17 protein-coding genes and 3 pseudogenes are annotated in these 22084 nt (G+C 60.4%); 9 read left to right on the top strand and 11 right to left on the bottom strand.

From position 1 onward, the window contains the following. Positions 1-654 precede the first annotated feature (654 nt). The 4 genes and pseudogenes from K359_RS54205 to K359_RS0137395 all read left to right on the top strand — a co-directional run bounded on the left by K359_RS54205 (position 655) and on the right by K359_RS0137395 (position 4756). Entirely contained in the window at positions 655-1065 is a 411-nt protein-coding gene (locus tag K359_RS54205; protein WP_245284834.1) for a hypothetical protein, read from the top strand. Next, positions 1062-2008: pseudogene (gene ligD / locus K359_RS54210) on the top strand (non-homologous end-joining DNA ligase). Before K359_RS54205 ends, ligD begins: the two are co-directional and overlap by 4 nt. Before the next feature lie 89 nt (positions 2009-2097). Then, positions 2098-3561, top strand: a complete 1464-nt coding sequence (locus K359_RS54215) for a DNA topoisomerase IB (protein ID WP_245284835.1) — start codon at positions 2098-2100, stop codon at positions 3559-3561. Then, on the top strand, positions 3539-4756 hold the full coding sequence (locus K359_RS0137395; protein WP_245284836.1) for a TAXI family TRAP transporter solute-binding subunit: 1218 nt from the start codon (positions 3539-3541) through the stop codon (positions 4754-4756). The genes K359_RS54215 and K359_RS0137395 overlap by 23 nt, the downstream gene beginning before the upstream one ends. Before the next feature lie 180 nt (positions 4757-4936). Here the strand turns inward: K359_RS0137395 and mdoH are convergent. From mdoH to K359_RS0137410, 3 genes and pseudogenes are all read right to left on the bottom strand, one after another. After that, positions 4937-7061, bottom strand: a pseudogene (mdoH, locus tag K359_RS54220) (glucans biosynthesis glucosyltransferase MdoH). Beyond that, positions 7049-8559: pseudogene (locus K359_RS54225) on the bottom strand (glucan biosynthesis protein G). Before K359_RS54225 ends, mdoH begins: the two co-directional pseudogenes overlap by 13 nt. A gap of 8 nt (positions 8560-8567) precedes the next feature. After that, positions 8568-8876 carry a hypothetical protein gene (locus K359_RS0137410; RefSeq protein ID WP_029083828.1) on the bottom strand — a complete coding sequence of 103 codons (309 nt, stop codon included), beginning with the start codon at positions 8874-8876 and terminating at the stop codon, positions 8568-8570. 374 nt (positions 8877-9250) lie between these two features. On the opposite strand from K359_RS0137410, the gene K359_RS61955 reads away from it, so the two are divergent. Then, complete coding sequence (locus K359_RS61955) at positions 9251-9514, top strand: hypothetical protein (protein WP_156928861.1); 264 nt, start codon at positions 9251-9253, stop codon at positions 9512-9514. A gap of 200 nt (positions 9515-9714) precedes the next feature. Then, the gene (locus K359_RS64845) at positions 9715-10053 is read left to right on the top strand and encodes a hypothetical protein (protein WP_084518637.1); all 339 of its coding nucleotides are present in this window, start codon (positions 9715-9717) and stop codon (positions 10051-10053) included. A gap of 165 nt (positions 10054-10218) precedes the next feature. Here the strand turns inward: K359_RS64845 and K359_RS65925 are convergent, their stop codons facing one another. Next, complete coding sequence (locus tag K359_RS65925) at positions 10219-10659, bottom strand: calcium-binding protein (RefSeq protein ID WP_029083829.1); 441 nt, start codon at positions 10657-10659, stop codon at positions 10219-10221. Between the two features lie 154 nt (positions 10660-10813). Here K359_RS65925 and K359_RS0137435 point away from each other — a divergent pair, with 154 nt between their 5' ends. Next, positions 10814-12817: an ABC transporter ATP-binding protein/permease gene (locus K359_RS0137435; protein ID WP_084518638.1), complete on the top strand. Its 2004-nt coding sequence runs from the start codon at positions 10814-10816 to the stop codon at positions 12815-12817. A 1319-nt stretch (positions 12818-14136) separates the two neighbouring features. Here K359_RS0137435 and K359_RS0137440 read toward each other — a convergent pair. The 3 genes from K359_RS0137440 to K359_RS0137450 all read right to left on the bottom strand — a co-directional run bounded on the left by K359_RS0137440 (position 14137) and on the right by K359_RS0137450 (position 17340). Further along, the gene (locus K359_RS0137440; RefSeq protein WP_029083831.1) at positions 14137-15327 is read right to left on the bottom strand and encodes an ABC transporter substrate-binding protein; all 1191 of its coding nucleotides are present in this window, start codon (positions 15325-15327) and stop codon (positions 14137-14139) included. 218 nt (positions 15328-15545) lie between these two features. Beyond that, positions 15546-16358 carry a class I SAM-dependent methyltransferase gene (locus K359_RS0137445; RefSeq protein ID WP_051346625.1) on the bottom strand — a complete coding sequence of 271 codons (813 nt, stop codon included), beginning with the start codon at positions 16356-16358 and terminating at the stop codon, positions 15546-15548. A gap of 13 nt (positions 16359-16371) precedes the next feature. Next, complete coding sequence (locus K359_RS0137450) at positions 16372-17340, bottom strand: tripartite tricarboxylate transporter substrate-binding protein (protein ID WP_029083833.1); 969 nt, start codon at positions 17338-17340, stop codon at positions 16372-16374. Between the two features lie 122 nt (positions 17341-17462). On the opposite strand from K359_RS0137450, the gene K359_RS54230 reads away from it, so the two are divergent. After that, positions 17463-18413 carry a LysR family transcriptional regulator gene (locus K359_RS54230; protein ID WP_051346626.1) on the top strand — a complete coding sequence of 317 codons (951 nt, stop codon included), beginning with the start codon at positions 17463-17465 and terminating at the stop codon, positions 18411-18413. A gap of 196 nt (positions 18414-18609) precedes the next feature. Here K359_RS54230 and K359_RS0137460 read toward each other — a convergent pair whose 3' ends face one another. The 3 genes from K359_RS0137460 to K359_RS57605 all read right to left on the bottom strand — a co-directional run bounded on the left by K359_RS0137460 (position 18610) and on the right by K359_RS57605 (position 20735). Beyond that, positions 18610-19545 (bottom strand): glutathione S-transferase family protein, encoded by a 936-nt coding sequence (locus K359_RS0137460; protein WP_029083834.1) that lies wholly within the window; start codon positions 19543-19545, stop codon positions 18610-18612. A 191-nt stretch (positions 19546-19736) separates the two neighbouring features. Then, complete coding sequence (locus K359_RS0137465) at positions 19737-20225, bottom strand: cupin domain-containing protein (protein WP_084518639.1); 489 nt, start codon at positions 20223-20225, stop codon at positions 19737-19739. A 114-nt stretch (positions 20226-20339) separates the two neighbouring features. Beyond that, the gene (locus K359_RS57605) at positions 20340-20735 is read right to left on the bottom strand and encodes a putative quinol monooxygenase (RefSeq protein ID WP_051346627.1); all 396 of its coding nucleotides are present in this window, start codon (positions 20733-20735) and stop codon (positions 20340-20342) included. 237 nt (positions 20736-20972) lie between these two features. On the opposite strand from K359_RS57605, the gene K359_RS54240 reads away from it, so the two are divergent. Next, positions 20973-21512 carry a MarR family winged helix-turn-helix transcriptional regulator gene (locus tag K359_RS54240; RefSeq protein WP_063618982.1) on the top strand — a complete coding sequence of 180 codons (540 nt, stop codon included), beginning with the start codon at positions 20973-20975 and terminating at the stop codon, positions 21510-21512. Between the two features lie 239 nt (positions 21513-21751). Here the strand turns inward: K359_RS54240 and K359_RS54245 are convergent. Beyond that, positions 21752-22084, bottom strand: a 333-nt coding sequence (locus tag K359_RS54245; protein WP_029084555.1) for a transposase, incomplete at its 5' end; no start/stop codon positions are given.

Raw genomic sequence — 22084 nt, forward strand, 5'->3', positions numbered from 1 at the left:
GGCAGAGGCCGGGAGCTGCAGAGCAGACTCTTCGCGCTAGCGTTCGTTCCTCGACGCACGACCGCGCGATGGGCGGCATGAATTCGCCGACGCTTAGTGTGAAGCGTCCTGCCGAATTCCTCCAATCGAAACCGGCTTATTCAGAAAGTACCACCGGTTACCAGTTGCGGCTTCCGCATACCGGTCAATCGCCACGATGATGGCTTGGACGTGGTGATAACACCACCCTCGTCGCCTGGTGTCGGACTTCGTTTAGCGCCGCAAGGAACGTTGATACCTCGCGTTCATCATCGAACCATCGCTTCACCGTTTCCGCCCTCCCAGCACTTCTCCAGAACGCCCTCGTGGGGCGGCTAACCCGCTGTGGGGTGAGAGCGGGCGATCTGCCGACGATCCAGACAACGACGCCGGCCGCACGTGCCGACGGATGCGGACGGTGACGTCGCAGGACACGGAAATCCGTCGCCGGGTGCGTTTGCGCCGCCAGGCCTCGACCTCAGCCTCCAAATCTGAGGATTCGGCCACCCTCTGACCCTTCCGATCGATCGTTGCGTGCATCTCGTCTCCTCTCAAATTCTCCGCGCGCTTAAAACCAGCTGAGAGGCCGGATGTTCCTTCTGCGGAACATAAGGGGGCTGCTGCGGTTAACCGCCGATGGAGGCCTTTCGCATGAGGCTGAGACGAACGATCGAAGGTCTGAGACCCTATCCTTCCCTGCTCCTGCTGGCGGTGCCGACCGCCACCGTCGAGCCGCTGAAGCTAGCTGCGGTAGCTGTAGCCGGAAAAGGTCACTGGATCGCCGGCACGGCGATGATTGTCGCCTGCTACGCGTTCAGCCTCCTGGTCGTCGAGCAGCTTTTCGTGATCGTGAAGCCAAAGCTTCTGATGATTCCCTGGTTCGCCAAGCTCTGGGAAGGGTTCGTTTTCGTCCGAACGCGCGTATGGCGGATCCTCAAAACTTCGATCGGCCTTCGCAGCGATCGAAGGCCGATCGCGTCTTCCTCTTGGAAGCGCGCAGCCCCGGCCGCCAAGCCAGTCCTTGCCCCCAAGTCCGCGCGGAGATGAATCGCAAGTCCACACTGCCGAAACGCCTGCAGCCAATGCTGACGACGTTGACCGACGCCCCGTTCGACGACCCCGATTGGGTGTTCGAGGACAAGTACGACGGCTTCCGCATGGTTTCGGAGATCCGCCGCAGTAAGGTCGCGCTCTACAGCCGCAACGGTAAGATCATCAGCCATTCATACATCGAGGTCGCGAAGGCGCTCGAAGACGTGAAGAGCGACGCGGTCATCGACGGCGAGCTGGTAGCTATCGGCGAGGACGGCGTTTCGCACTTCCAACTGCTGCAGAACGCATTACGTCACGAAGCAAAGCTCCTGTATTGCGCGTTCGATCTGATGTTTTTGGATGGCGAGGACTTACGCAAGTTGCCGCTGCTCGAACGCAAGACGCGGCTAAAGGCAATCCTTCCGCGCAATAAGCTGATTGCGTTCAGCAACCACCGCAAAGGCAGCGGAAAGAAGTTCTTCGCCGAAGCCGAGCGCAAGCGCCTCGAAGGTATCATAGCCAAGCGCGCTGACAGCCCGTACGCCTCCGGCAGCCGGACTGCCGACTGGCTCAAGGTGAAGATTGGGCAGCGGCAGGAAGTCGTGATCGCAGGCTTCACGGCACCTCGCCGCACCCGGCCGTTCTTTGGCGCTCTTGCGCTCGCGGTGCGGGACGATGACGCCTGGCGGTATATCGGGCACGTCGGTACTGGCTTCAGCCATCAGACCCTCGAAGAGCTCCACGGCAAGCTCACAAGGTTGAAGGTTACGAAGTCGCGCTTCCCCGACAAGGTAAAGGACGAGCACGCCACCACCTGGGTCCGGCCGTCTCTGGTCGCTGAAGTGACGTTCGCGGAATGGACGAAGAACGGCGAGCTTCGCCAGCCCGTCTATCTAGGTCTGCGGTCCGACAAAAGGCGAAGAACGTGGTGCGCGAACGGCCGAAGGCTCGGCCATAGCGCGCCTCCCTCGGAGCGTCGGAACCAAACGATGGATCCGACTTTTCCTATTGGGGGCCTCGGTCCTCGGCTGACGGCAAGGACGAACAATGCTGCGAGAAGGTAAGGACGAGGGGCTAGTTGACCGCACGGCCGATGTCGCCGCCGCCATCGCAGAAGAAGGTCTGCGATACGTGAGCGACGCGACGCCGGGCTACCGGCGAAGACGGAAAGGCACCTCGTTCACCTACCACGACAAAGACGGCAAGCGCATCACCGATGCCACCGTGGTCCGCCGTATCAAATCGATCGGCATCCCTCCGGCGTACGAGTTCGTCTGGATCTGTCCGTCTCCCAACGGGCACATCCAGGCGACGGGCCTCGATGCGCGCGGGCGCAAGCAGTACCGCTATCACCCGAAGTGGCGAGAGCTTCGGGAGCAAAACAAGTACGAACATATCATGCAATTCGCGGCGGCCTTGCCGGCTTTGCGTGCACGCGTCGTTTCGGACATGAAGCTGGACGGTCTCCCCCGCGAGAAGGTGCTTGCGACGATCGTCAGCTTGCTTGAAAAGACGCTCATCCGCGTCGGCAACGCCGAATACGCCGAGAAGAACAAATCGTACGGGCTCACCACGATGCGGCGTAAGCACGTGGCGATCGGCCGAGGCGTGCTGCGCTTCGACTTTACCGGCAAGTCCGGCAAACAATGGAAGCTCCAGGTCGAGGACAGGCGAATCACTGCCATCGTGAAGCGCTGCGCGGAGATTCCAGGGCACGAACTCTTCAAGTATCTCGATGACGATGGAGCATCCCGAACGGTCGATTCCGGCGAGGTCAACGGCTACATCAAGGATATCACGGGACAGGATTTCAGCGCCAAGGACTTTCGTACCTGGGCCGGCACGGTGCTTGCGGCCCTCGCACTCTCGGAGTTCAAGAAGTACGACAGCCAGGCCGAAGCCAAGCGTAACGTCGTCGCGGCCATCGAAAAGGTGGCCAAGCAACTCGGCAATACACCTGCCATCTGCCGCAAGAGCTACGTCCATCCGGAGATCCTGACCGCCTATATGTCCGGCGACCTCATCAAGATGATCGACGCCAAGATCGCGCAGAAGTTCAAGCGACAGTACGCGAAGCTGACCTCGGACGAGATCATGGTTCTCGCCTTCCTCCACAAACGGCTTCGGGCCCTCAAGGTTCCGCAATCGGCGCCCGAGGAAGTGATCTTTTGCAGTCGAATCCGGGCCCTTCGTGAACTCATTCTCGCGCGTCGGAACATTCCGGTCGGACATTGGTTCGCCCAAGTTCCGGGCGGCGAACTTGTAGCTCCCAAGCAGGCGTTTGTTCACGTAGGTTCTGCTGATGTCACCGTCCGATCCATTCAGGAGTGCTCACGATCGACGCCAACGAAGGCTATTGCTCGTGTTGGCTTTGGGATTTGTTGTTTTCGGCGCCGCTGCGGCCGCCCTCTTCCACGTCTTGCAGCCCGAGACCCTCTCGATCGCCGTCGGACCCGCAGGGAGCGACGATCATCAGGTGGTCCAAGCGATGGCCGAGGCTTTCGGCGATGAAAGCAGGACCGTTAGGCTCTCCCCGATCACGACCGAAGGAGCGGCCGAATCCTTGGCTCTGCTCGGCGCCGGCAAAGCCGACCTGGCGATAGGTCGCGGCGACCTTGGCATGCCGGCCGACGCGCAGACACTGGCGGTCCTGCGGAAGAACTACGTTGTCCTGTGGTCGCCCTCCGGGCGACCGGGCAAAGACTCCAAGAAGAAGGCCAGCGGCAAGATCGGGGAGATCGCCGATCTGGCGGGTCGCAAGGTCGCCATCATCGGAAGGACCGGAGCCAACCTCGAACTGCTACGGACTATTCTTGTCGCCTCCGGCGTGGAGCCGGACAAGGTTGCGACGGTCCAATTCAGGACCGACGAAATCGAAAAGCTTGCGCAGGACCCCGCTCTCGACGCCTATCTCGCCGTCGGCCCGCTCGACAGCCGGATCACTGCGGCCGCGATCGCCGCGACTTCGCGATCGCGCGGAGTTCCGAAGTTTCTTCCGGTCGAAGCATCCGAGGCCATCGCTCTGAAGCACGCCCGCTACGAAGCCGAGGAGATTCCGGGCAGTGTTTTCAACGCGAAACCGGCCTGGCCCGAGGACAAGGTCGACACCATCAGCGTCAACCATCTCATCCTGGCCAGGAAAGAACTGTCCGAAGCCAAGGCGGCGGCCTTCTACCGGCAGCTTTTCGCTGTCCGCGACACGATCGCGCACCGCGTTGCCGGCGCCGCGCACGTCACGAAGCCCGAGACGGAGAAGGAGGCGGAGCCCTCCGTGCACCGGGGCGCCGCGGCGGTCATCAACGGGACCGAGCGGACCTTTCTGGACAAGTACAGCGACTACTTCTGGTTTGCCTTGCTTCTTCTTTCCGGGATCGGTTCGGCAGCCGCCTGGCTGCGTCGCTATCTGAACCGCGACGACCGGGACGACACCACCAGCCATCGCAACCGCATTCTGGCCGTAGTCCGGGAGGTTCGCGATGCCGAGTCCGAACATGACCTACTGGCGTCGCAGCGCGAAGTCGATGCGATCATCGGCGAGACGCTGAAGTGCTACGATGATGGAACGCTCGAACAAGAGGACCTGGCGGCATTCGGTCTGGTCCTTGAACTGTACGATCATGCCGTCGCCGAAAGGCGAGCGACGCTGCTGAGCGGCCCCACGGATCAGACAAAGGCTTCGGGTCCAACCGTTGCATCTCGCCGATAGGCGCCCTCCGGGAACACGAATCTCTACCAGGCCCATCGGCCGCTATTGCCAGGGACATTGATTTTCCTCCCATGACGGGTCGAGGGTCCGATCGATCCGGTGGAGTTCAATGCAAAAGCAGCGGACTACTTTCTATCCTAGTTCGAGCCCAGGCCTCGTCTCCGTGCGCCCGGCGCTTGTTCATCGCTTTTGCAACAACGCCGACAGCATAGTGTCGTCGTTCAGGATCGAAAAAACCTCCCGGGACGAGAGATGCGCAACGCCCTGCTCGAACGTGTCGCTCGCTTCGACCTTGGCACGGCCGACCGCCAGGTTTGCATCGATCGTGTCAGGTCGAGCGGCGCGAGGAGGCGGCAGCTGCGCGATGTGGAAGGCTAGGAGTGCGGCGTCTTCTCGTAACTCCACCAACGCGGGTTTGATTCCTACATCCACCGACGCGCTCAATTCGTTCGCCCGAAGTGACCGGAGGGGGCGCTCGTTCTTCGGGGGTGGCGAACAACTTGCCGGTCGTGGGCCTGGTAGTCAGCGCGCCTATGGGAACGGCAAACAGCAGCCCTGCGATGACCGGCGACATCCAGAGCAGAAGTGGCAGCGAAACGGCGTACGCGCCTGCCGCCATCGCTATGCCGCACAAGGTCGGAATGCCGTATTTTCGATAGAGTTCGCGGCGCTCCACGGTGCCGTCATCGCGCCTCTGCGTCTGCCACCCCGCGTCGCGGCCGGCCAGAATCTCGGCGACCGCGATGGACTGGAAGATCATCATCACGGGCGCCATCAGGGCGGACAACACAATCTCCGCGAAAACTCCGGCCGAGGCACGCAATGCCCCGCCGAATTGACTCCGTACCGAGCACCGCGTCCATAGCAGGGCCAGGCTGAGCAGCTTTGGCAACAGCAGCAGACCCATGGTGACGACGAACACCCAGATTGCGAGCACGGGATCCTGGGCCGGCCACGTGGGAAACAGCGAGAAACCCTTAGGAAAATACTCCGGTCGGACGAAGCGGGCCTGCAGCGAGATCAGCATTCCCAGCAGCAGGAACATAAGCCAAAGCGGCGCCATCAGATAGGCCCCGATGCCCACCATGAAATGCAGGCGCGACACCCAATGGAGACCTCGTGCAGGGACCACAGCGAGATGTTGGAGGTTGCCCTGACACTAGCGCCGGTCGCGCGCGGCGAAGTCAAGGAGCGAAGGCGGCACCTCTTCGTAGCTTCCGCCGAGCGTCGGCAGCATGTAGATGCCCCACCCAGCGCGCCGCATCAGCGCGGCCTCGACGAAATCGTGGCTCAAGATGTGCCCGCCGAACGGCCTGCGCCCGCGCAGCTGCGGTAGCGAGGCTGCTTCAGCAAATGCCCTCACGCGGATGATCGCGTTGTGTCCCCAATAATTGCTTTCCGAGCCGTGCCACCAGGCGACGCCGGCGGCGATTATCGGTCCATACAGGCGGCCTGCGAATTGCTGAACACGGCTGAAAAGACTTCTTGCGTTGACGATCATCGGCAGAGTCTGAACGAGGCCGGCGGTCGGATTGGCCTCAATGGCATGGACTAACCGTACGATGGTCTGCCCGGTCATGAGACTGTCGGCATCGAGCACGATCATGAAGTCGTAGCTGGCGCCGAACCGCGTGATCCACTCGGAGATGTTGCCGGCTTTCCGCGCCGTGTTGTCGGCTCGATGCCGATAGTACAGCCGCGGCCCTCCAACGGCCTCTCGCAACGCGAGAAGCGCTTTTTCCTCGGCCACCCAGATGTCCGGATCGGTGCTGTCGCTCAGAACGAACCAGTCGAACAGCTTTCCGTGCGAGGTCGCGTTCAAGGATTCGATGATCGCGCGCAGCCGTGCCGTCAACCGATGCGCATCTTCGTTGTAGGTGGGAAGCAGCATCGCGGTGCGGCTTGCGATGGCCGGCGGTTCGGTGGCAGACGCTAATGCGTCCTCGTCCGGACGGTAGGCCAGCAGCACAAAGAAGCCGGCTACCGCGGACGAGAATGAAAAGGCGACCCAGGCGAGCAGGATCAGGAACAGCGCCAGCACCATTGCTTCGAGAACCGTGACGCCGCCGACCTGCAGCACACGATACATCTCATACCCGCCCGCCCCGGTGAGCGCGGCCGTCGAGAGGAGGATGATGCTGCGCCGCCATACCATGGTGGTCGCGACCGGCGCAGGAACGCGGTCCGATACCCGGTTCTTTCCGAGATCGCCCGGAGCCATGGGAAGGGGGGACTCGCGCGGCAAGAGCCTTTGGCTTGCGATATCACCGGCGATCGGTTGCGGTGCGGTGCTCAGGGTGCCCATCGATAAACCCAGACTTCCGACAAGGGCTTGTCGCCTTCCGCCAGAAACGCCCGCAGCTCGATCGGCTCCCCCTTCACCTGGCACTGGAAACTCAGCCGCCAACCACCGGTGTAAGGATTGGGCTGCGTGACGATATTCTTCACCTCGGACTTCTCTGCAGTCACGACGCCTTTGACGCCCGCAGGGTCGACGCCTTTCAGGTTCTCGCCGACCAGGTCGAGGACGAAGAGGCGGTCGTCTTGGCCCCTGGCCCCGATGCCTGTACGGGTGAAACGGGCGAGCGAATGCTCCTTCGGGCTGTCCGGTCCCCAGTGCAGCCGATAGGTGTAGTTGTGTTCGCCCTTGGCCTGCAGCGGGTTCTTGGGCCGCCAGAAAGTGGCGATGTTGTCGTGGACCTCCTCCTTAGTTGGGATCTCGAACAGCGTGACGCCGCCCTCGCCCCAGTCCTCGATCGGCTCCATCCAGAGACTGGGTCGTTTCTCGAAACCTGATTCATGTCCTGGTAGGCGAAGAAGTTTCTCTCCCGCTGCATCAACCCAAACCCGCGGGGATTGAGATCCTGAAAAGTGCTGATCTGGAGGTCGCGGGGGTTGCTGAGCGGCCGCCAGAGGCTTTCGCCCTTCCCGTTGAAGATCGCAAGGCCGTCGGAGTCGTGGACGGATGGACGGAAATCGTCGATGTCGTTGCGGTCGTTGGGACCGTAGAAGAACATGCTGGTCATGGGCGCGAGCCCGGCCCGCTGCATTTCGGCGCGCGGGTAGACAGACATTTCGACGTCGAAGACCGTCGTTTCCCCGGGCCGCACTGTGAACCGGTAGCTCGCTGCGCAGCTTTTGCTGTCGAGCAGCGCATGGATCACCAACGATGTCGAACCCGGCGCCGGCCGCTCGAGCCAGAAGGCCTTGAAGAGCGGAAATTCCTCGCCCTTGGCTTCACCCGTATCGATCGAAAGCCCGCGAGCGGAAAGCCCGTACGTCTGTCCTTTGGCGACGGCGCGGAAATAGCTTGCGCCCAGGAAGACGCAGACCTCGTCGTAATAGTCGGCCCGGTTCATGGGGGCGTGTACGCGGAAGCCGGCGAAGCCGAGATCGACGTCGTCGAACGCCGGGACCTTCGCGCCGAACGAGAAATCCGCCTTGCGGTACTTGAGCTCGGTCGCTTTTCCGTCCGCGACCTCGAAGATGTTCACTCTGTTCTTGTAGAAGAAGCCGCGATGGAAGAACTGCGCTTCAAACGGAAGGCTCTTGCCGCGCCAAAGTGCGCGCTCGGGCAAAAAGCGGATCGAACGGTATTGATCGTAGTCGAGGTCGTTCAATCCGCTCGGCAGCCTCTCGTCCGGGGCCTCGTACGTTTTGCCCGCCAGCATACGGGCCAAGTCCCTCACCGTGGACGGCCCGAACGCCTCATCCGACGGACGAGCGGCGGCGAAACCGCTCTGCGAAGCGAGCAGCAACGCCGGCAGCACCGCCGACCCTTGAACAAGCTGGCGTCGGTTCACGTACTCTCCTATTCGTTACCGCTGCCGCGGCCAAGAAACGACTGTCGCGCCCGCGAGTTCCACCGCCCGGCCACACTGGCGCGAGGACAAGTGCGCAGATTGGCATCCTCCAAAATGCGCTTGTCATCTTCGGAGAGTTGTTCACCGGCCTCAAAGTCAAAATCCTCGCGGGCCTCGCGGCGCCACTTGACCTGACCCTTGCTGTTGAAATCCGCCTTGCACCACTTCTGGAGCTTGTCAAAAATCTGTTCGGCATCGGACGGCGCCTCGTGCTCGCCCTCATCGCCCGTACCGTAGCCGCCCGCTTCGTTCAGCATCAAAATTCATCCATTCGGATTGAATTTTGACGCTATCATCGGGCTGGAAATGATTTTCTCGCTTGGGGACGAGCGGTTTTGTGAGTCAGCACCAAACAGATTTCGCGCAAGTCCTCATCGGCCGCTTACCTAAAGCCAATGAATGATAAGATAGCGCCAATCACGACAATCAAACCGATCAAGTAAATAATCCCATTCATAACCAATCCCTCCTCCAGTTTCAGTTCTGCACTTCAAGCCGGGCCGGTCTCGAAAGTTCCCAGCGCAACCCGCAGCGTTTTATTCGAATCCGAAACGCACTGCGGGGCCTGGTCGCAGGAACATTGCTTTACCTGTGATGTTAGACGCCAATTCGATGACCCAGGAGGAGAACCATGAGGACTTTGTTTTTGACTGGCGCATTGGCGGTTGCCGGGCTTGCCCTCGTCACGCCAATGATCACAACACCCGCATCAGCTCAAGTTGCAGTTGAGACCCCGTTTGGCGGAGTGGCGGTGGGACCGAACCGTGGCTATTACCGCGACTACGATCGCCCCGCTTATCGTGCCTACGGCTACGATCGCGGCTATCGCGATTGCCGCACCGTCACGATCGAGCGTGACGACGGGTCCGTTCGCAGGGTCCGCCGTTGCGACTAGCTTCTTTTAACTATTAAGGCCGCCACGTTGGCGGCCTTTTCCATCTGCCAGACTTGGTGCCCATATGGGCGATTATCCAACTCGGCAACCTGTCCTTCGATGTCTCTGATTACTTCTACAAGCAAAAGCCGCAGGGCAGCAGGAACTCCTTCATCTACACGGCGTTTTCGCGCAGGTTCGGATGTTGAGATCGCGAAGACATGAAATGGATTCTAGTCGTATTGGTTGGTGGCGTAGCACCAATTCAAACCGATATTGTGTTCGAGAAGCTCTCGGATTGCCTGACCGCTGAGCAGCAGTTGCGACAGACTTATGCGAACGCCTACGGCGCTTTGAGTCTACGCTCGATGATGGATGACGACCAGTTCGACAGGCGCCGTGGCCGCCACCACCGCCGAGCTCGAGAGGACGCGGCCGGAAAACTCGCGAATGCCGGGACCTGCATTCCGCATACGGGGACGGATCAGCCAATCACCTCTCTGGATCAACCCGCGCCGGCGCCTCAAACTCCCGCACCGTCGCCAAGTTCAAAGCCATAGAATCAGGAACACCTCTCCGGCGACGCCACTGTTCCCCGGATGCGACAAGAACCACCACCCGATGCCGAGCTTCGTCCGTAGCGCTCGCGCGGCGGCGGCGCCGCGCCGGCCGTGACCGCAATGGGTGCGCATCAGGCCGAAGGCGTCGCCGTTGTGGATTGGCACCTAGCTCACTATCGAGAAATTGGAAGCCGTGAGAGTGCTGGCGCTAGCTCCGTTGAGCCACACTGCCGTATCGCCATCGACCTGAACGACGAAGTATGCATCGTTCTGATAGGAGTGCGACAGAACGTCGGCAAAGGACGTAAAACCAGACCCGTTCATCTGAACGATATCGGTAGTCGCGTTCCAGTCCTGCACCACCTGGACGCTGGGTACATCGTTGACGACGTATGTGTCGGCACCGATACGGGGTGTCCCGCTCCCGTCAAAATAGTAATTCACACCCGTGCCGCCGTCGAAATAATCGCTGCCGGGGCCGCCGATCAGGACGTCGACGCCGTCGCCGCCGTACATCGTGTCGTTACCGAAACCACCGTAGAAATAATCGTTGCCCGAATATCCGTAGAGAACATCATCGCCGGCGTCCCCGCTGAAGACGTCCATTCAGCCGATCCGACGCCAACGTCATTGCCGTCACCGCCATAGCTCGATCCACCGCCGGCGCTCATATAAATCCACCCGCGGTTCCCGTGTTCATCCGCGGGGCAACCCGGAAAGGCGATAAGGAACCTTCTGATATCACACATGTTATCAGGTTATGATCGGAATTGTCGCAGAACCAAAATCGCGCGACGGCGAAAGCCTGCACGACAACAAGAAATCGCGCGCGGCGAAGGCTCCAATCGCGGAGGTCGTCGCCGAGGACGGCGGCGAGGTCGAACCGCCGCCGCCAGAGGTCGTCGAGCCTGACCCGGAGCTCACGCCGGAAGAAGCGGAGCAAGTCCGCAAGGAATACCTCCTCACTCGCTTCTGGATCAGCGCCCGCGGCTATTGGGGACGCAAGGGCGATCGCCTCGCCTGGCCGTTCTCGATCGGTCTGCTGGTCTTGATTGTCGGCACAGTTGGCTTCCAATACGGCATCAATATCTGGAATCGCGCGATCTTCGATGCCATCGAGAAGCGCGATTCGGCCGCGGTATTTCGTCTCACCGCGATCTTCTTTCCGCTCGCGATCGGCAGCGTCGCGCTCGGCGTCGCACAGGTGTTCGCCCGCATGAGCATCCAGCGGCGCTGGCGCACCTGGCTGACCACTTCCGTCATCTCGCGCTGGCTAACCAATGGCCGCTATTACCAGCTCAACCTTGTCAGTGGCGACCACAAGAACCCCGAATATCGCATCGCCGAGGACTTGCGGATCGCGACCGATTCGCCCGTCGATTTCATCGCCGGCGTAACATCGGCTTTTCTCTCGGCCTCGACCTTCATCCTCGTGCTCTGGAGCATTGGCGGCGCGCTCACCGTGACGCTCGGGGGCTCGACGCTCACAATCCCCGGCTTTCTCGTTATTGCGGCCTTCGTCTATGCCGCCATCGCCTCCGGCTCTATCATGGTGATCGGGCGCCGCTTCGTGCAGATCTCCGAGGACAAGAACCAAGCCGAGGCCGAATTCCGCTCCACGCTGACGCGCCTGCGCGAGAATGGCGAGAGTATTGCGCTGCTTGGCGGTGAGGACGAAGAGCGCGACGGCATCGACAAGACTTTTGCCAATGTGCTGCGGCAGTGGGCGCGGCTTGCGGGCCAACACATGCGCACCACGCTGGTGTCGCAGGGATCGAGCCTCATTGCTCCGGTTGTTCCGATCCTGCTCTGCGCACCGAAGTTCCTTGACGGCAGCATGACGCTTGGACAGGTCATGCAGGCCGCGTCCGCCTTCACCATCGTGCAAAGCGCCTTTGGCTGGCTGGTCGACAATTATCCGCGGCTCGCCGACTGGAACGCTTGTGCGCGCCGTATTGCCTCGCTGATGATGTCGCTCGACGGACTGGAGCGCGCCGAGCAGGCCGACGGCTTCGGCCGGATCCGGCGTGGCAAGAACGAGGGTGAGGCCATGCTCACCTTGAACGACCTCAAGGTATCGCTCGACGACGGCACGGCCGTGGTCGACGAGACCGAGGTGGTGGTCGAGCCCGGCGAGCGGTTACTGGTTGCCGGCGAATCCGGATCAGGCAAGAGCACGCTGGTGCGCGCCATCGCCGGGCTTTGGCCATGGGGCTCCGGCAGCGTCAATTTCCATCCTGACCGGCGGCTGTTCATGCTTCCGCAGCGGCCTTACATACCCTCGGGCACGCTGCGCCGCGCCGTCGCCTATCCCGGTGCGGCCGACGACTGGAACGTGGAGCAGATCGGCGAAGCCCTGCACAAGGTCGGCCTCGATCACCTTAGGGACAAGATCGAGGACGACGCGCCATGGGACCAGACACTGTCGGGCGGCGAAAAGCAGCGCCTCGCTTTTGCGCGGCTGTTGCTGCACAACCCCGACATCGTGGTGCTGGACGAGGCGACGTCCGCGCTCGACGAAAAGAGCCAGGACAAGATGATGGACATCGTCATCAAGGAATTGCCCGAAGCCACCATCGTCAGCGTCGCCCACCGCGTCGAACTGGAAGCGTTCCACAGCCGCAAGATCGTGCTGGAGCGGCGCAAGGGCGGCGCCAAGCTCGTCAGCGATATCGACCTGATTCCACGCAAGAGCAAGCGCCGACTGCTCGGCCGCTTCCTGCGCCATCGCAACGCGCCGAAGAAAAGCGGCGTGAGTGGCTGAGCACGGCTACTTTGGTGCCTCTGCACCCTGACGCCGTCAAGGCTATCGAATAGCGCAGCTTGTCCGTTGGTAGCCCTTCGCTGAGGCACGCCTCAGGAAAAAATGCGCTTACATCGCGGCCAAGCATCGATAATGGACGTTATCGATCGTGAACACTGAAGCGGACAGGCATAGGCATTTTTGCTGCCGCTCGCTCTTTTAGCCCGCGCGGACATCCCCTCCTCTACACAATGTTGATTTTGTTGCGGTCTGTTGAGAGAGGCTGAAAAGCCACGGTCAAAATCCACGGTATCGCGCCACGCGACGCAGAATGCGGATAGCTAGATTGGCGGAAGGCTCCCGAGGTGCCACGATGAGAAGAATAGTCGCCAGCACGTTGGCTGGCGCAGCTTTGGCAGTTGGAGCGGCGTGGGTAGCCGGCTTCAATTCGACCATCGCGGCATCGGCTCGTTGTTTTTAACTTAAGGACTCGCCTCGCTGGAGGGGCAAGTCCATGCGCGCAATCGGGCAGAGAATCCAAGAGATCGAACAGCCGCCGGTCAAAATCTGTCGGTGCGGCAGGCCCCAAGATTTGGTCCGGACCATCCTCAACGTACGCACCGGGAAACACGAGCACATTATTGAGTGCAGCTCATGCGGCGAACGAACCTGGACGACTAAGGCTCGGGCGACCAGACTTCGGCACCATCGGCGGCTGAGAGGGCCTCATGCTCACGTCCGAAAAGACGATGACAAGGCGCGCGAAAAAAATGGCCCCAGCGAGGGGGGCAAGCTGAGGCCGAGTTTTCACTTTGGTCATCATCCAGCACCGCCCTAGGCCGAACGGCACCGGACATCCAACAACCATTGCTAAACACGCTTCGTTCCTGTCGGAAACTAGTTGGCTCATCCGACCGGAGAACGATTGACCCATCGATTGTGCGACGCGTCGCACGATCGACAACTGCTAGCGGCTTCCCGCCCGCTCGATTTGGCGGGAAAATGCCGCTCATGGCTCCAAAACATCACCCTACGCCTCTCGGGCGTGTCTCCGTTTGGAGGTACGAAGTGGCGAGGCAAAGTGGCGGATGGAGAGAACCGGGGACAAAACATACTCGGAGCGGGCAAGTTAATACCTTGATAATACTTAGGTAATTCAAATTGCAAGGTTGATTGCCCATTTCTGAGCTCAACGAGCAAGTGAGACGGAAACTGCATAAGCAAGGGCGCGCCGAGGGGAAGGACGCCCCTCGAGGCGCGGTTGCTGCGCGACATCCGGACTGCCATCTACGCCCCGTCAAGGAGTCGCGACCCAGGCTGCCGATCTAAGGTTATCCGCTCTACTTCACTTCGTCCCAACTGGTGCCGTTGAATTTCTGCAGTACGACGTGGGTCACCACCCGGTAGTCCGTTGGACTGGTGTTGATCAGGCTGCCGGGTAGCAGCAGGCCGAGGCGGAAGTTCTTCAGGTTCGCGGCTTGCTTCATTATGTTCTCCCGGGTCAGATCGTCGCCGCACTGACGCAACACCTGCTCCAGTGTTTGAGCTACGGCGTAGCCGGCCACTGTCAGACTGTCATTGGTGTCCGTGCCCGGCATGTTCTCCTTCATCCAGGCCTTCCACGCGACGATATCGGGATCGTTGGCCCATCGGGGATCGGTCGCATCTTTAATAAATCCGGCGGTCATGATGCCCACCGACTTCTCGAGCCCGGCGGGCTTGAAGGTCGCTCCGATCGAGGCCGCGCCGAGATGCAGGAAGGTCTCCGGCTTCCATTTCAAATCCCACATCTTGCCAATCGCCTGTGCCCCCTGTTTCGCGTACGTAAAAAGAAACAGAGCGTCGGCACCGGAGTTCTGCAAGATCACCATCTGACTATCGATGGTCGGATCGGTCGGCTGGAAACTCTGGGCGCTGGCAATCATCTTGTCGGCGTCCGGCCCGAGCCCGTCCTTAAGGCCGGCGATCAGGTCCTTGCCAAAATCGTCGTTCTGATAAAGGATTCCGATCTTCGGATGCGGATTGTGGGCAAGCAAGCTCTTGCCATAGAACTTCGCCTCGTCGTGCAGGTTAGGCTGCCATCCCATCGTCCAGTGGAAATGCTCGGGGTCGTTGAGAGCCGACGAGCCTGCGGCCGGAAACAGCTGCGGCACGCCCTGTTTGTTGAGATAGGGGCGGATCGCCATGTTCAGCGGCGTGCCAAGGACACCGAAGATCAGCGCTACCTCGTCGCCTTCCACTAAGCTTCGGACGTTCTCGACCGCTTTGGGCGGCGAGTAAGCGTCGTCCCGACTGATTAATGTGATCTTGCGGCCGTTGATGCCACCTCTGGCGTCGTTCAACCATTTGAAGTAAGCCGCCTCGGTTTTGCCGAGCACGCCGTATGCCGATGCCGGTCCACTGTAGGCTATGGTCTGACCGACCTTGATCTCGCTGTCGCTGACACCCGGCCCGTACTTCTTCTCGGCCAGCGCCGGCTGAGCAACGAGAACAAACGCCGCGCCGACTAGCGCGGTGACGCGAATGGACATCGGCTTCCTCCCAAGTGCTTTTTTGTTGAAGTAAGTCTGATTGAAGCTCGTGGGCTTGGCAATGACGGGGCGCAGTCATTGGCGAGACAGCGCGGCTTCTCGACCGCTGCGATCAGAGGCGAACGTCGCTCACAGCCCGTCCCATGTCCGCTTTGGGGTCAAAAGCCGGCGTAAACTCAGGGGTGTGCGATGTCCGTTAAGGGCCAGAAGTCGGCTCCCTACGGCACCGTACCTCTCACGACCCAGGCAGTAGCTGCGTAAGAGCGGGGACCGTCCGTCTCACCGTCGAGATAGGCCGATTGTGCAGCTTCGCGTAGCTTGGCCTTCGCAGCGCTATCCAGCGAGCCGACAAAGGCTGCGATCGGTCCTTCGCTGCCGTCTGCGGGAGTCCAAAAGTCGGCAAAAGACGCATAGTCCATCCTGATAGTTCGCATATCCTGCTCGACCTCGTTCAAACCGGACGCGCACCACGCTTGCGCCAGATCTCCGGGCCGGCTCAAGGGCCGAGTGTAGGCGCGCGCCCGCGCCGCGTACCCGCGTGGATCGAGCATCGCTGCGGCGTCGAAGATCATCCGGAAAGCCACAAATCCGCCGCGCGTATCCCATGTCGCGGCGGCGATGGTGCCGCCCGGTCGGGTCACCCGCTTCATCTCGCGTATCGCCAGATCGGTGTCGGGAGCGAACTGCAACGCCAGCATCGAAAGCGAATGATCGAACCAGGCGTCCGCGAACGGTAAGGCGCAGGCATCGCCGACCTCGAATGTGAGACGCGGATCGCTATTTCCACGCCTTGCGTGTTCGATGTAGGTGGGTGCCAGGTCGAGGCCGGTGATGCTGCCGATGGCGGGATTGCCGGCGAGACAGATGGCGAGATTTCCGGTCCCGCAGCCGACGTCAAGTACACGGGCGGCACGATCGATCCCGGCAAAGTCAATCAACAGCGGTGCGAGGCGTCGGCTCCATCGTCCCATCTGCAATTCGTAAGCGTCACCGTCATTCGCCAGGAAGGCCTGTGTCGGTGCGCGGTCCATCGTCTCCCCTCCACTATTTTGCCCCGAGGCCGGCGGTGCGCACCAACTCGGCATCGATTGTGATCTGCCTGGCTACCATTGCATCCAGCGCTTCGGGGATCAAATGCATGGGCTCAATACCGAGCGCGGCAAGCTTGTCTCGCACCTTCGGCTCGGCAAGCGCCTTGTGCGTCTCGACCGCAAGCCGGTCGATAATGGCGCGGGAGGTCTTCGCGGGTGCGAAGATTGCGATCCAGAACGAATAATCGGCGTTGGAAAACCCTGCCTCCAAAAGCGTCGGCACATCAGGAATGGCCGACAGCCGCGCCGGCGCGTTGACCGCCAATCCCACAAGCTTGCCATCGCGTAAGAACGGAAGCGCGATCGCGATCGGCGCGAGAAAATAGTCGATCCGGCCAGCCATCATTTCACCCAATATCTCGGGCGCGGCCTTGAAGGGCACGTGGACGGATACGATTCCAGCGCTGTTGTTGAACCTGACCGCACTCAGATGGGTCGCAGTGCCGATGCCCGCCGACGCGAAATTGAGTGAACCGGGTGTTGCCTTCGCTGCCCCCACAAGGTCGGAGACGTGCGTAAAACCCTTCGCGGGCGACGCGAGCAGGACGCTGGGCACGAGGCCGAGCGGCGCTATCGCTGCAAAGTCATGCGATACGTCGTAGCTGAGTGAGGGAAAGAGCGAAGGGGCGATCGTATGAGCGGAAAAATTGACCAACAGCGTGTAACCGTCCGCATTGGCCTTTGCGACGGCGCTGGCGCCGGTCGTTGTACCGGCGCCCGGCCTGTTCTCGACGATGACCGGTTGGCCGAGTTGGGCCGAGACTTGCTCGAAGACAATGCGCGGAACGATGTCGGTCGTCGTGCCCGCCCCAAACGGCACAATGACGTGGATCGGCCTGACCGGCCAAGTTTCGGCGCCGGCGGTGGAAGCAATCAGGGCAAATGCAACGGTTGGGGAAGCGAGCAGACGCAATGGGTTCATGGCATCATCGAAAGCCTTTCCGTTCGCATCGGCGAACGGCGACCACCGTCACAAAGGCCCGTCCATACGTCCAATAGCTAATTGATCTAGCATCCTATGCCGCAGCAGCATACTGTTGGGCCATGGACATCAGGCACGCCCGCACCTTTGTTGCAGTCGCGGAATCCGGCACCGTCTCAAAAGCCGCTCAGCAACTTCGTATCGCGCAGCCCGCGCTCTCGCGCCAGATTGCCAATCTTGAGCAGGAATTCGGCCTCAAGCTATTTGATCGCATCCGCGGGCGGCTGACGTTGACGGGCGAAGGAGAACAACTGCTCGGCGACTGTCGCGCGCTGCTGAACCAGGCAGATGTGATCCGTGAACGTGCGGAGGTGCTGCGAAGCGGAGAAACAGGCGTGCTACGCCTCGCCGCTTCACCGCAATTCATCGAAGGGGTTATTTCGCCGTTCTGGCACCAGTATACGAAGCGCTATCCCAACGTCCACGTGGTGATGATCGAGGCGCTGGGCTGGCCGCATATCCGCGACCTGCTGGAGCGTGGCGACATTCATCTCGGTCAGAATCTTCTCAGTGCTGTGCCCAAGGGGGATACGCGCTACGCAAGTGTCACCCTGAAGCCCGTGGATCAGCTTGCGGCCTTTCATCCGACGCTTGCGATCCGCAAGTCCGCAACGATCGAAATTGCGGAACTGGCATCCCATCCTTTGTTGCTGCTGGACAACAATTTCGTGTTCCGCCGAACGTTTGACGCTGCCTGCCGTCTCGCCCACCTCGAGATCAACGTCAAATTCGAAAGTCGCACCCCGCACACGCTGATGGCAATGGCTGAGGATGGGCACGGCGTTGCAATCATTCCCTCCGCGGTGCGGGCAATGGGCTACAAGTTGAGAATTGCCGGTGTCACGTTTCAAAAAAAGCCGCTGCGCGAGCCGATCGCATTGTTCTGGGATCGGCAGCGCACCCTCCCCCGCTACGCCAATGCGTTCTGCGACATGCTCGCGGATTTCATGAAGGATGCTTTTCCGGTCACCCGTCCATCTGAACGGATGCGCACTGGCGCGCGTGGTCGATAGCAGCTGGTTCCACCTAAATAACGCTGCAATGTCCGATGTCGGGAGTGAAGCGGACGTTACGGTTGCGCGTAGAAGGTGACCTCAATCGCTACCGTGCTCAGCCTCCCTCATTTTCACTTGGCGCCCAGAAGAAGGGCATCCAGTGTACGCACAAGCCCGATCCGCCGCCTTCGGATTAGCCTCATGACGTGGATGGTCAAGCGGCCTTTCTCTCCGCTGGAACTGTGTCAAAGCCGACGCGCGGGAAACGAAGGTTCACTTCTCCCACCGAGGGGTCTTCATGGCGGATCACCACCTCGTCTGCGGTCCACGCCAGCAGTGCTCCATGTACGGCGTTGCCATAGTCATCCGGCGTCACACTGACCCAATCGCCGCGCTGGAGCCCGACGTTCGCCGCCTCGGGCAACCAATCGTCAGGCTCGCTTGGCTGGTTTGCCCGGGCCGCCTCGATCGCCTGGTCGGGCGTCATTTCCGAGAATTTTCCGTGGCCAAGATCAGCAACTCTCTTGTACCAGGGGTCGATCACGGTTGCGAAAGCGAGCAGGTCGTTGACTTCGCTGCCGCCATTTTGCCGCGCGAACCAAATCGGATGGTAGGCCGACAGATCGGCGGCGGAAGGCTCGTTTCCAAGTATGAACTTGCGGCCGTCGGCGAGGGCTTCGGCAAGCCACGCGAGGTGGGCGTCAAACCTCTGCAAGTAAAGCGCGCGCTTGGGGCGCAGTTCACCGGGATCAAGGTTGACGCGAAACAACGGGCGCCGCTCATCGATTAACTCCTGAGGAATCCCGGGCATGTTGCCGATCGTCAGGCACACGGCGTTGAAGAAAGAGCCCTTCTCGATCCACCAGCCGAAAGCCTTCGTCATCGCTTCCTGCCCTTTTGGATAAAGCGCGCCTGACTGACCCAATTTCTCGATGATTTGAATGATGTGCAGAGTGTCGCAATAGAATTCGGATCCGATCTGGAGAATCGGGGTTCTTCTGTAGCCTCCCGTCATCGGCGTGAGCTTGGGGCGCGGCGTCCAGATGGGAATGTCGACAGAGCTCCATGTGACGCCTTTGAGACCCAAGGCGAGCCGTACCTTTTCCGAGTAAGGCGAGAGTGCGTAGTGATGCAAGATGATCTCTGACATATGTTTTCCTTCCCCGTGTTATCCTGCAGATATACAAACCGGCTGAATCCGCTCTCGGCTCGAGAGAGCTTGTTCGTGGGCATTCCGCGAGACGGAGACTCCAGAAAATCCGAGCCACCAACTTCCAGCTATCGCCGAGCCTGACGGTCAGCGATAGCTGGACGCATTTGAGTGCAGAAAATTAGCTACTCCTATTTTCGCTGCGCCTGCATGTCGAAGCCAAGGAATTCGAACGGCGTGTCGCCATTGACCCAGCCGTGCCACGTATGCGGTTGGAACAGGATGACGTCGTCAGGCTTGTAAGTGATCTCGCCGTACTTTTTGCCAGCCTTGTCGTTCAAGGTCATCGTGCCAGTGCCGCTGATGACGTAAAGAACGTAGGTTTGTTCCTCCGCTCCCTCGTGAAGCGCAATCGAGCCGTTGGCATCAACATGCCCGCGCATCACATTGATGCCCTTGCCGATATCAACGCTGTTAGGCGGCACCTGATAGATTGCCGCATAGTTGAAACCTTTGTTCGGTATGCCGCCGATATCCGGTATCGGCGCGAGCTTTCCAGGATCCTTCTTGACAGCAATCGCCTTCCCGCTGGGATCCACTTCAATACTCGTCAGATCGCCTGCAAACGCCGGGGCAGCAAAAGCGAGTGCCACCCCGAGCCCATAAATTAGGCCACGCATTTCTTTCCCTCCCTCTTGTGTTTGAATTGTCGAATGGGCGTCGTCCAGGCCCCTCCGAAAGAGAGCGACCCGCTGGTAATGTGCCGCTATCGAGCGACTCTGAGAGCCCTTCGACTAACCGCCCGTTCGCGCTTCGAGGAAGAGCTGGGTAAACGGCTTTGCCAACACCGGCTCAAGCTTGGGCACAATCGCCTTGATGTCGGGCGTTACCATGTGAGCGTCGAGCGCGGACTTATCGGACCAGCGCTCGAAGGTGAGAAACCGCCCGGGCTCGCCAATGACTTCCATCAGCGTATAGACGACGCAGCCAGGCTCCTTGGCCGACCTTTCGGCGAAGGGCACGAGGAGCGTTCGTAGATCGTCCGCCTTGTCCTTCTTGGACACGATCTCCGCGATCACAAAATAGCCACTCTGTCCCACGGCTTCTGCCGGTGAAGCGGCAAAAACCGCGGCCGCAACACCACCGATGGCAGCAGTTCCAACGAACGCACGGCGATCCATGTCGGACATGGCATTCCTCCCCTCTGGTTTTGTTTTCATTTGCAAATCCGGTGACGAAATACGTTTGCCGGAGGCACCCCATATTGATGAGGTGCATATATTTTGCACACAAAGTAATGAGAGTCAAACGTACTGGATGCTATATAGTCAAGCGCTATAATATTGCGGCCGGTGAGACTTGGCTGATGCAACTGCTAACGTTAGGATTCCGCCTAAGGGATGATTTGTTTTGAATGGGCAGGCAGGATGAAGACACAAACGATGAACGCGCGGCGCGACGCTAAGAACCAAGGCAACCAGCGTTCCATTGCGCCAGTTGAGATGCCGGGGCTCGACAACCACCTTTGCTTTGCGCTCTATGCTGCAAGCAACCACATGACGCGCCTATTCGTACCGTTCCTCAAGAAGCTCGGCGTCACCTATCCGCAATATCTGGTCCTCGTTGTGCTTTGGGAACGCGGGGCGCGGGGCGTCGGAGACTTGGCTTCCGCGCTGCAAATGGATCTCGGCTCCCTCTCGCCGATGCTGAAACGTCTTGAGGCCAAGGGATTGGTGACGCGGCGGCGGCAGGCAGAAGACGAACGGCGCGTGCTCGTTGACTTAACGCCTAAAGGCGCTGCGCTTCGCAGGCGAACCGAACAGATGCTGGGCGAATTCTACTGCTTCCTCAACGTGCCTCTTGACGAGCTCTTTGATCTGAAGGACCGGCTGCGTCATTTCGTAAGCTCGGCTGGTCCCAAGGAGGCGAAGATCGCGACTATTAAGCTACCAGAGTCGGCGTTCTAACACGAGTGAGCCGCGAGGGCGCGTCCTTCATTTTCGCCCGAAGTAGCCGATTTAGCATTAGCGATGGTACGGCGAAGTCGTCTTTGGTCAGAAGCTCACGCGAGCCGAGACCGGTGCGACGTCCGCTGAGGGCATGAGCAGAAGTTGTCACGCTGAGAGCATCGGAGCCTAGCTCAATAACGATCGTCCCAGCCGAAAGCGCGTCCCCTGATCGGAGCTGCAACTAGAGCATTTTCCGATCACGTTGCGTCGTAACCAGCCGCGACGAGATAATTTTGGCATTCCTCGGGTGAGAAGCGCTTGAGAGCGTTGGCGATTGCTTGCCAGAGATCGGGCATGGTGCGCGCTGCGGCGGCCCGCAACAGGGCTTTCAGTTTAGAGAAGGCCATTTCGATCGGGTTGAAGTCTGGACTGTAGGGCGGAAGATAGAGCAGGCTTGCTCCGACCGCCCGGATGGCCTCTCGAACGCCATGGACCTTGTGAGCGGGCAAGTTGTCCATGATAACGGTATCGCCCGGCCGCAGCGATGGGGCGAGCAATTGCTCGACGTAGGCCAGGAAAGCGTCGCCATC

Source organism: Bradyrhizobium sp. th-b2 (assembly GCF_000426785.1).
In the GTDB taxonomy this organism is placed as follows: Bacteria; Pseudomonadota; Alphaproteobacteria; order Rhizobiales; family Xanthobacteraceae; genus Bradyrhizobium; species Bradyrhizobium septentrionale.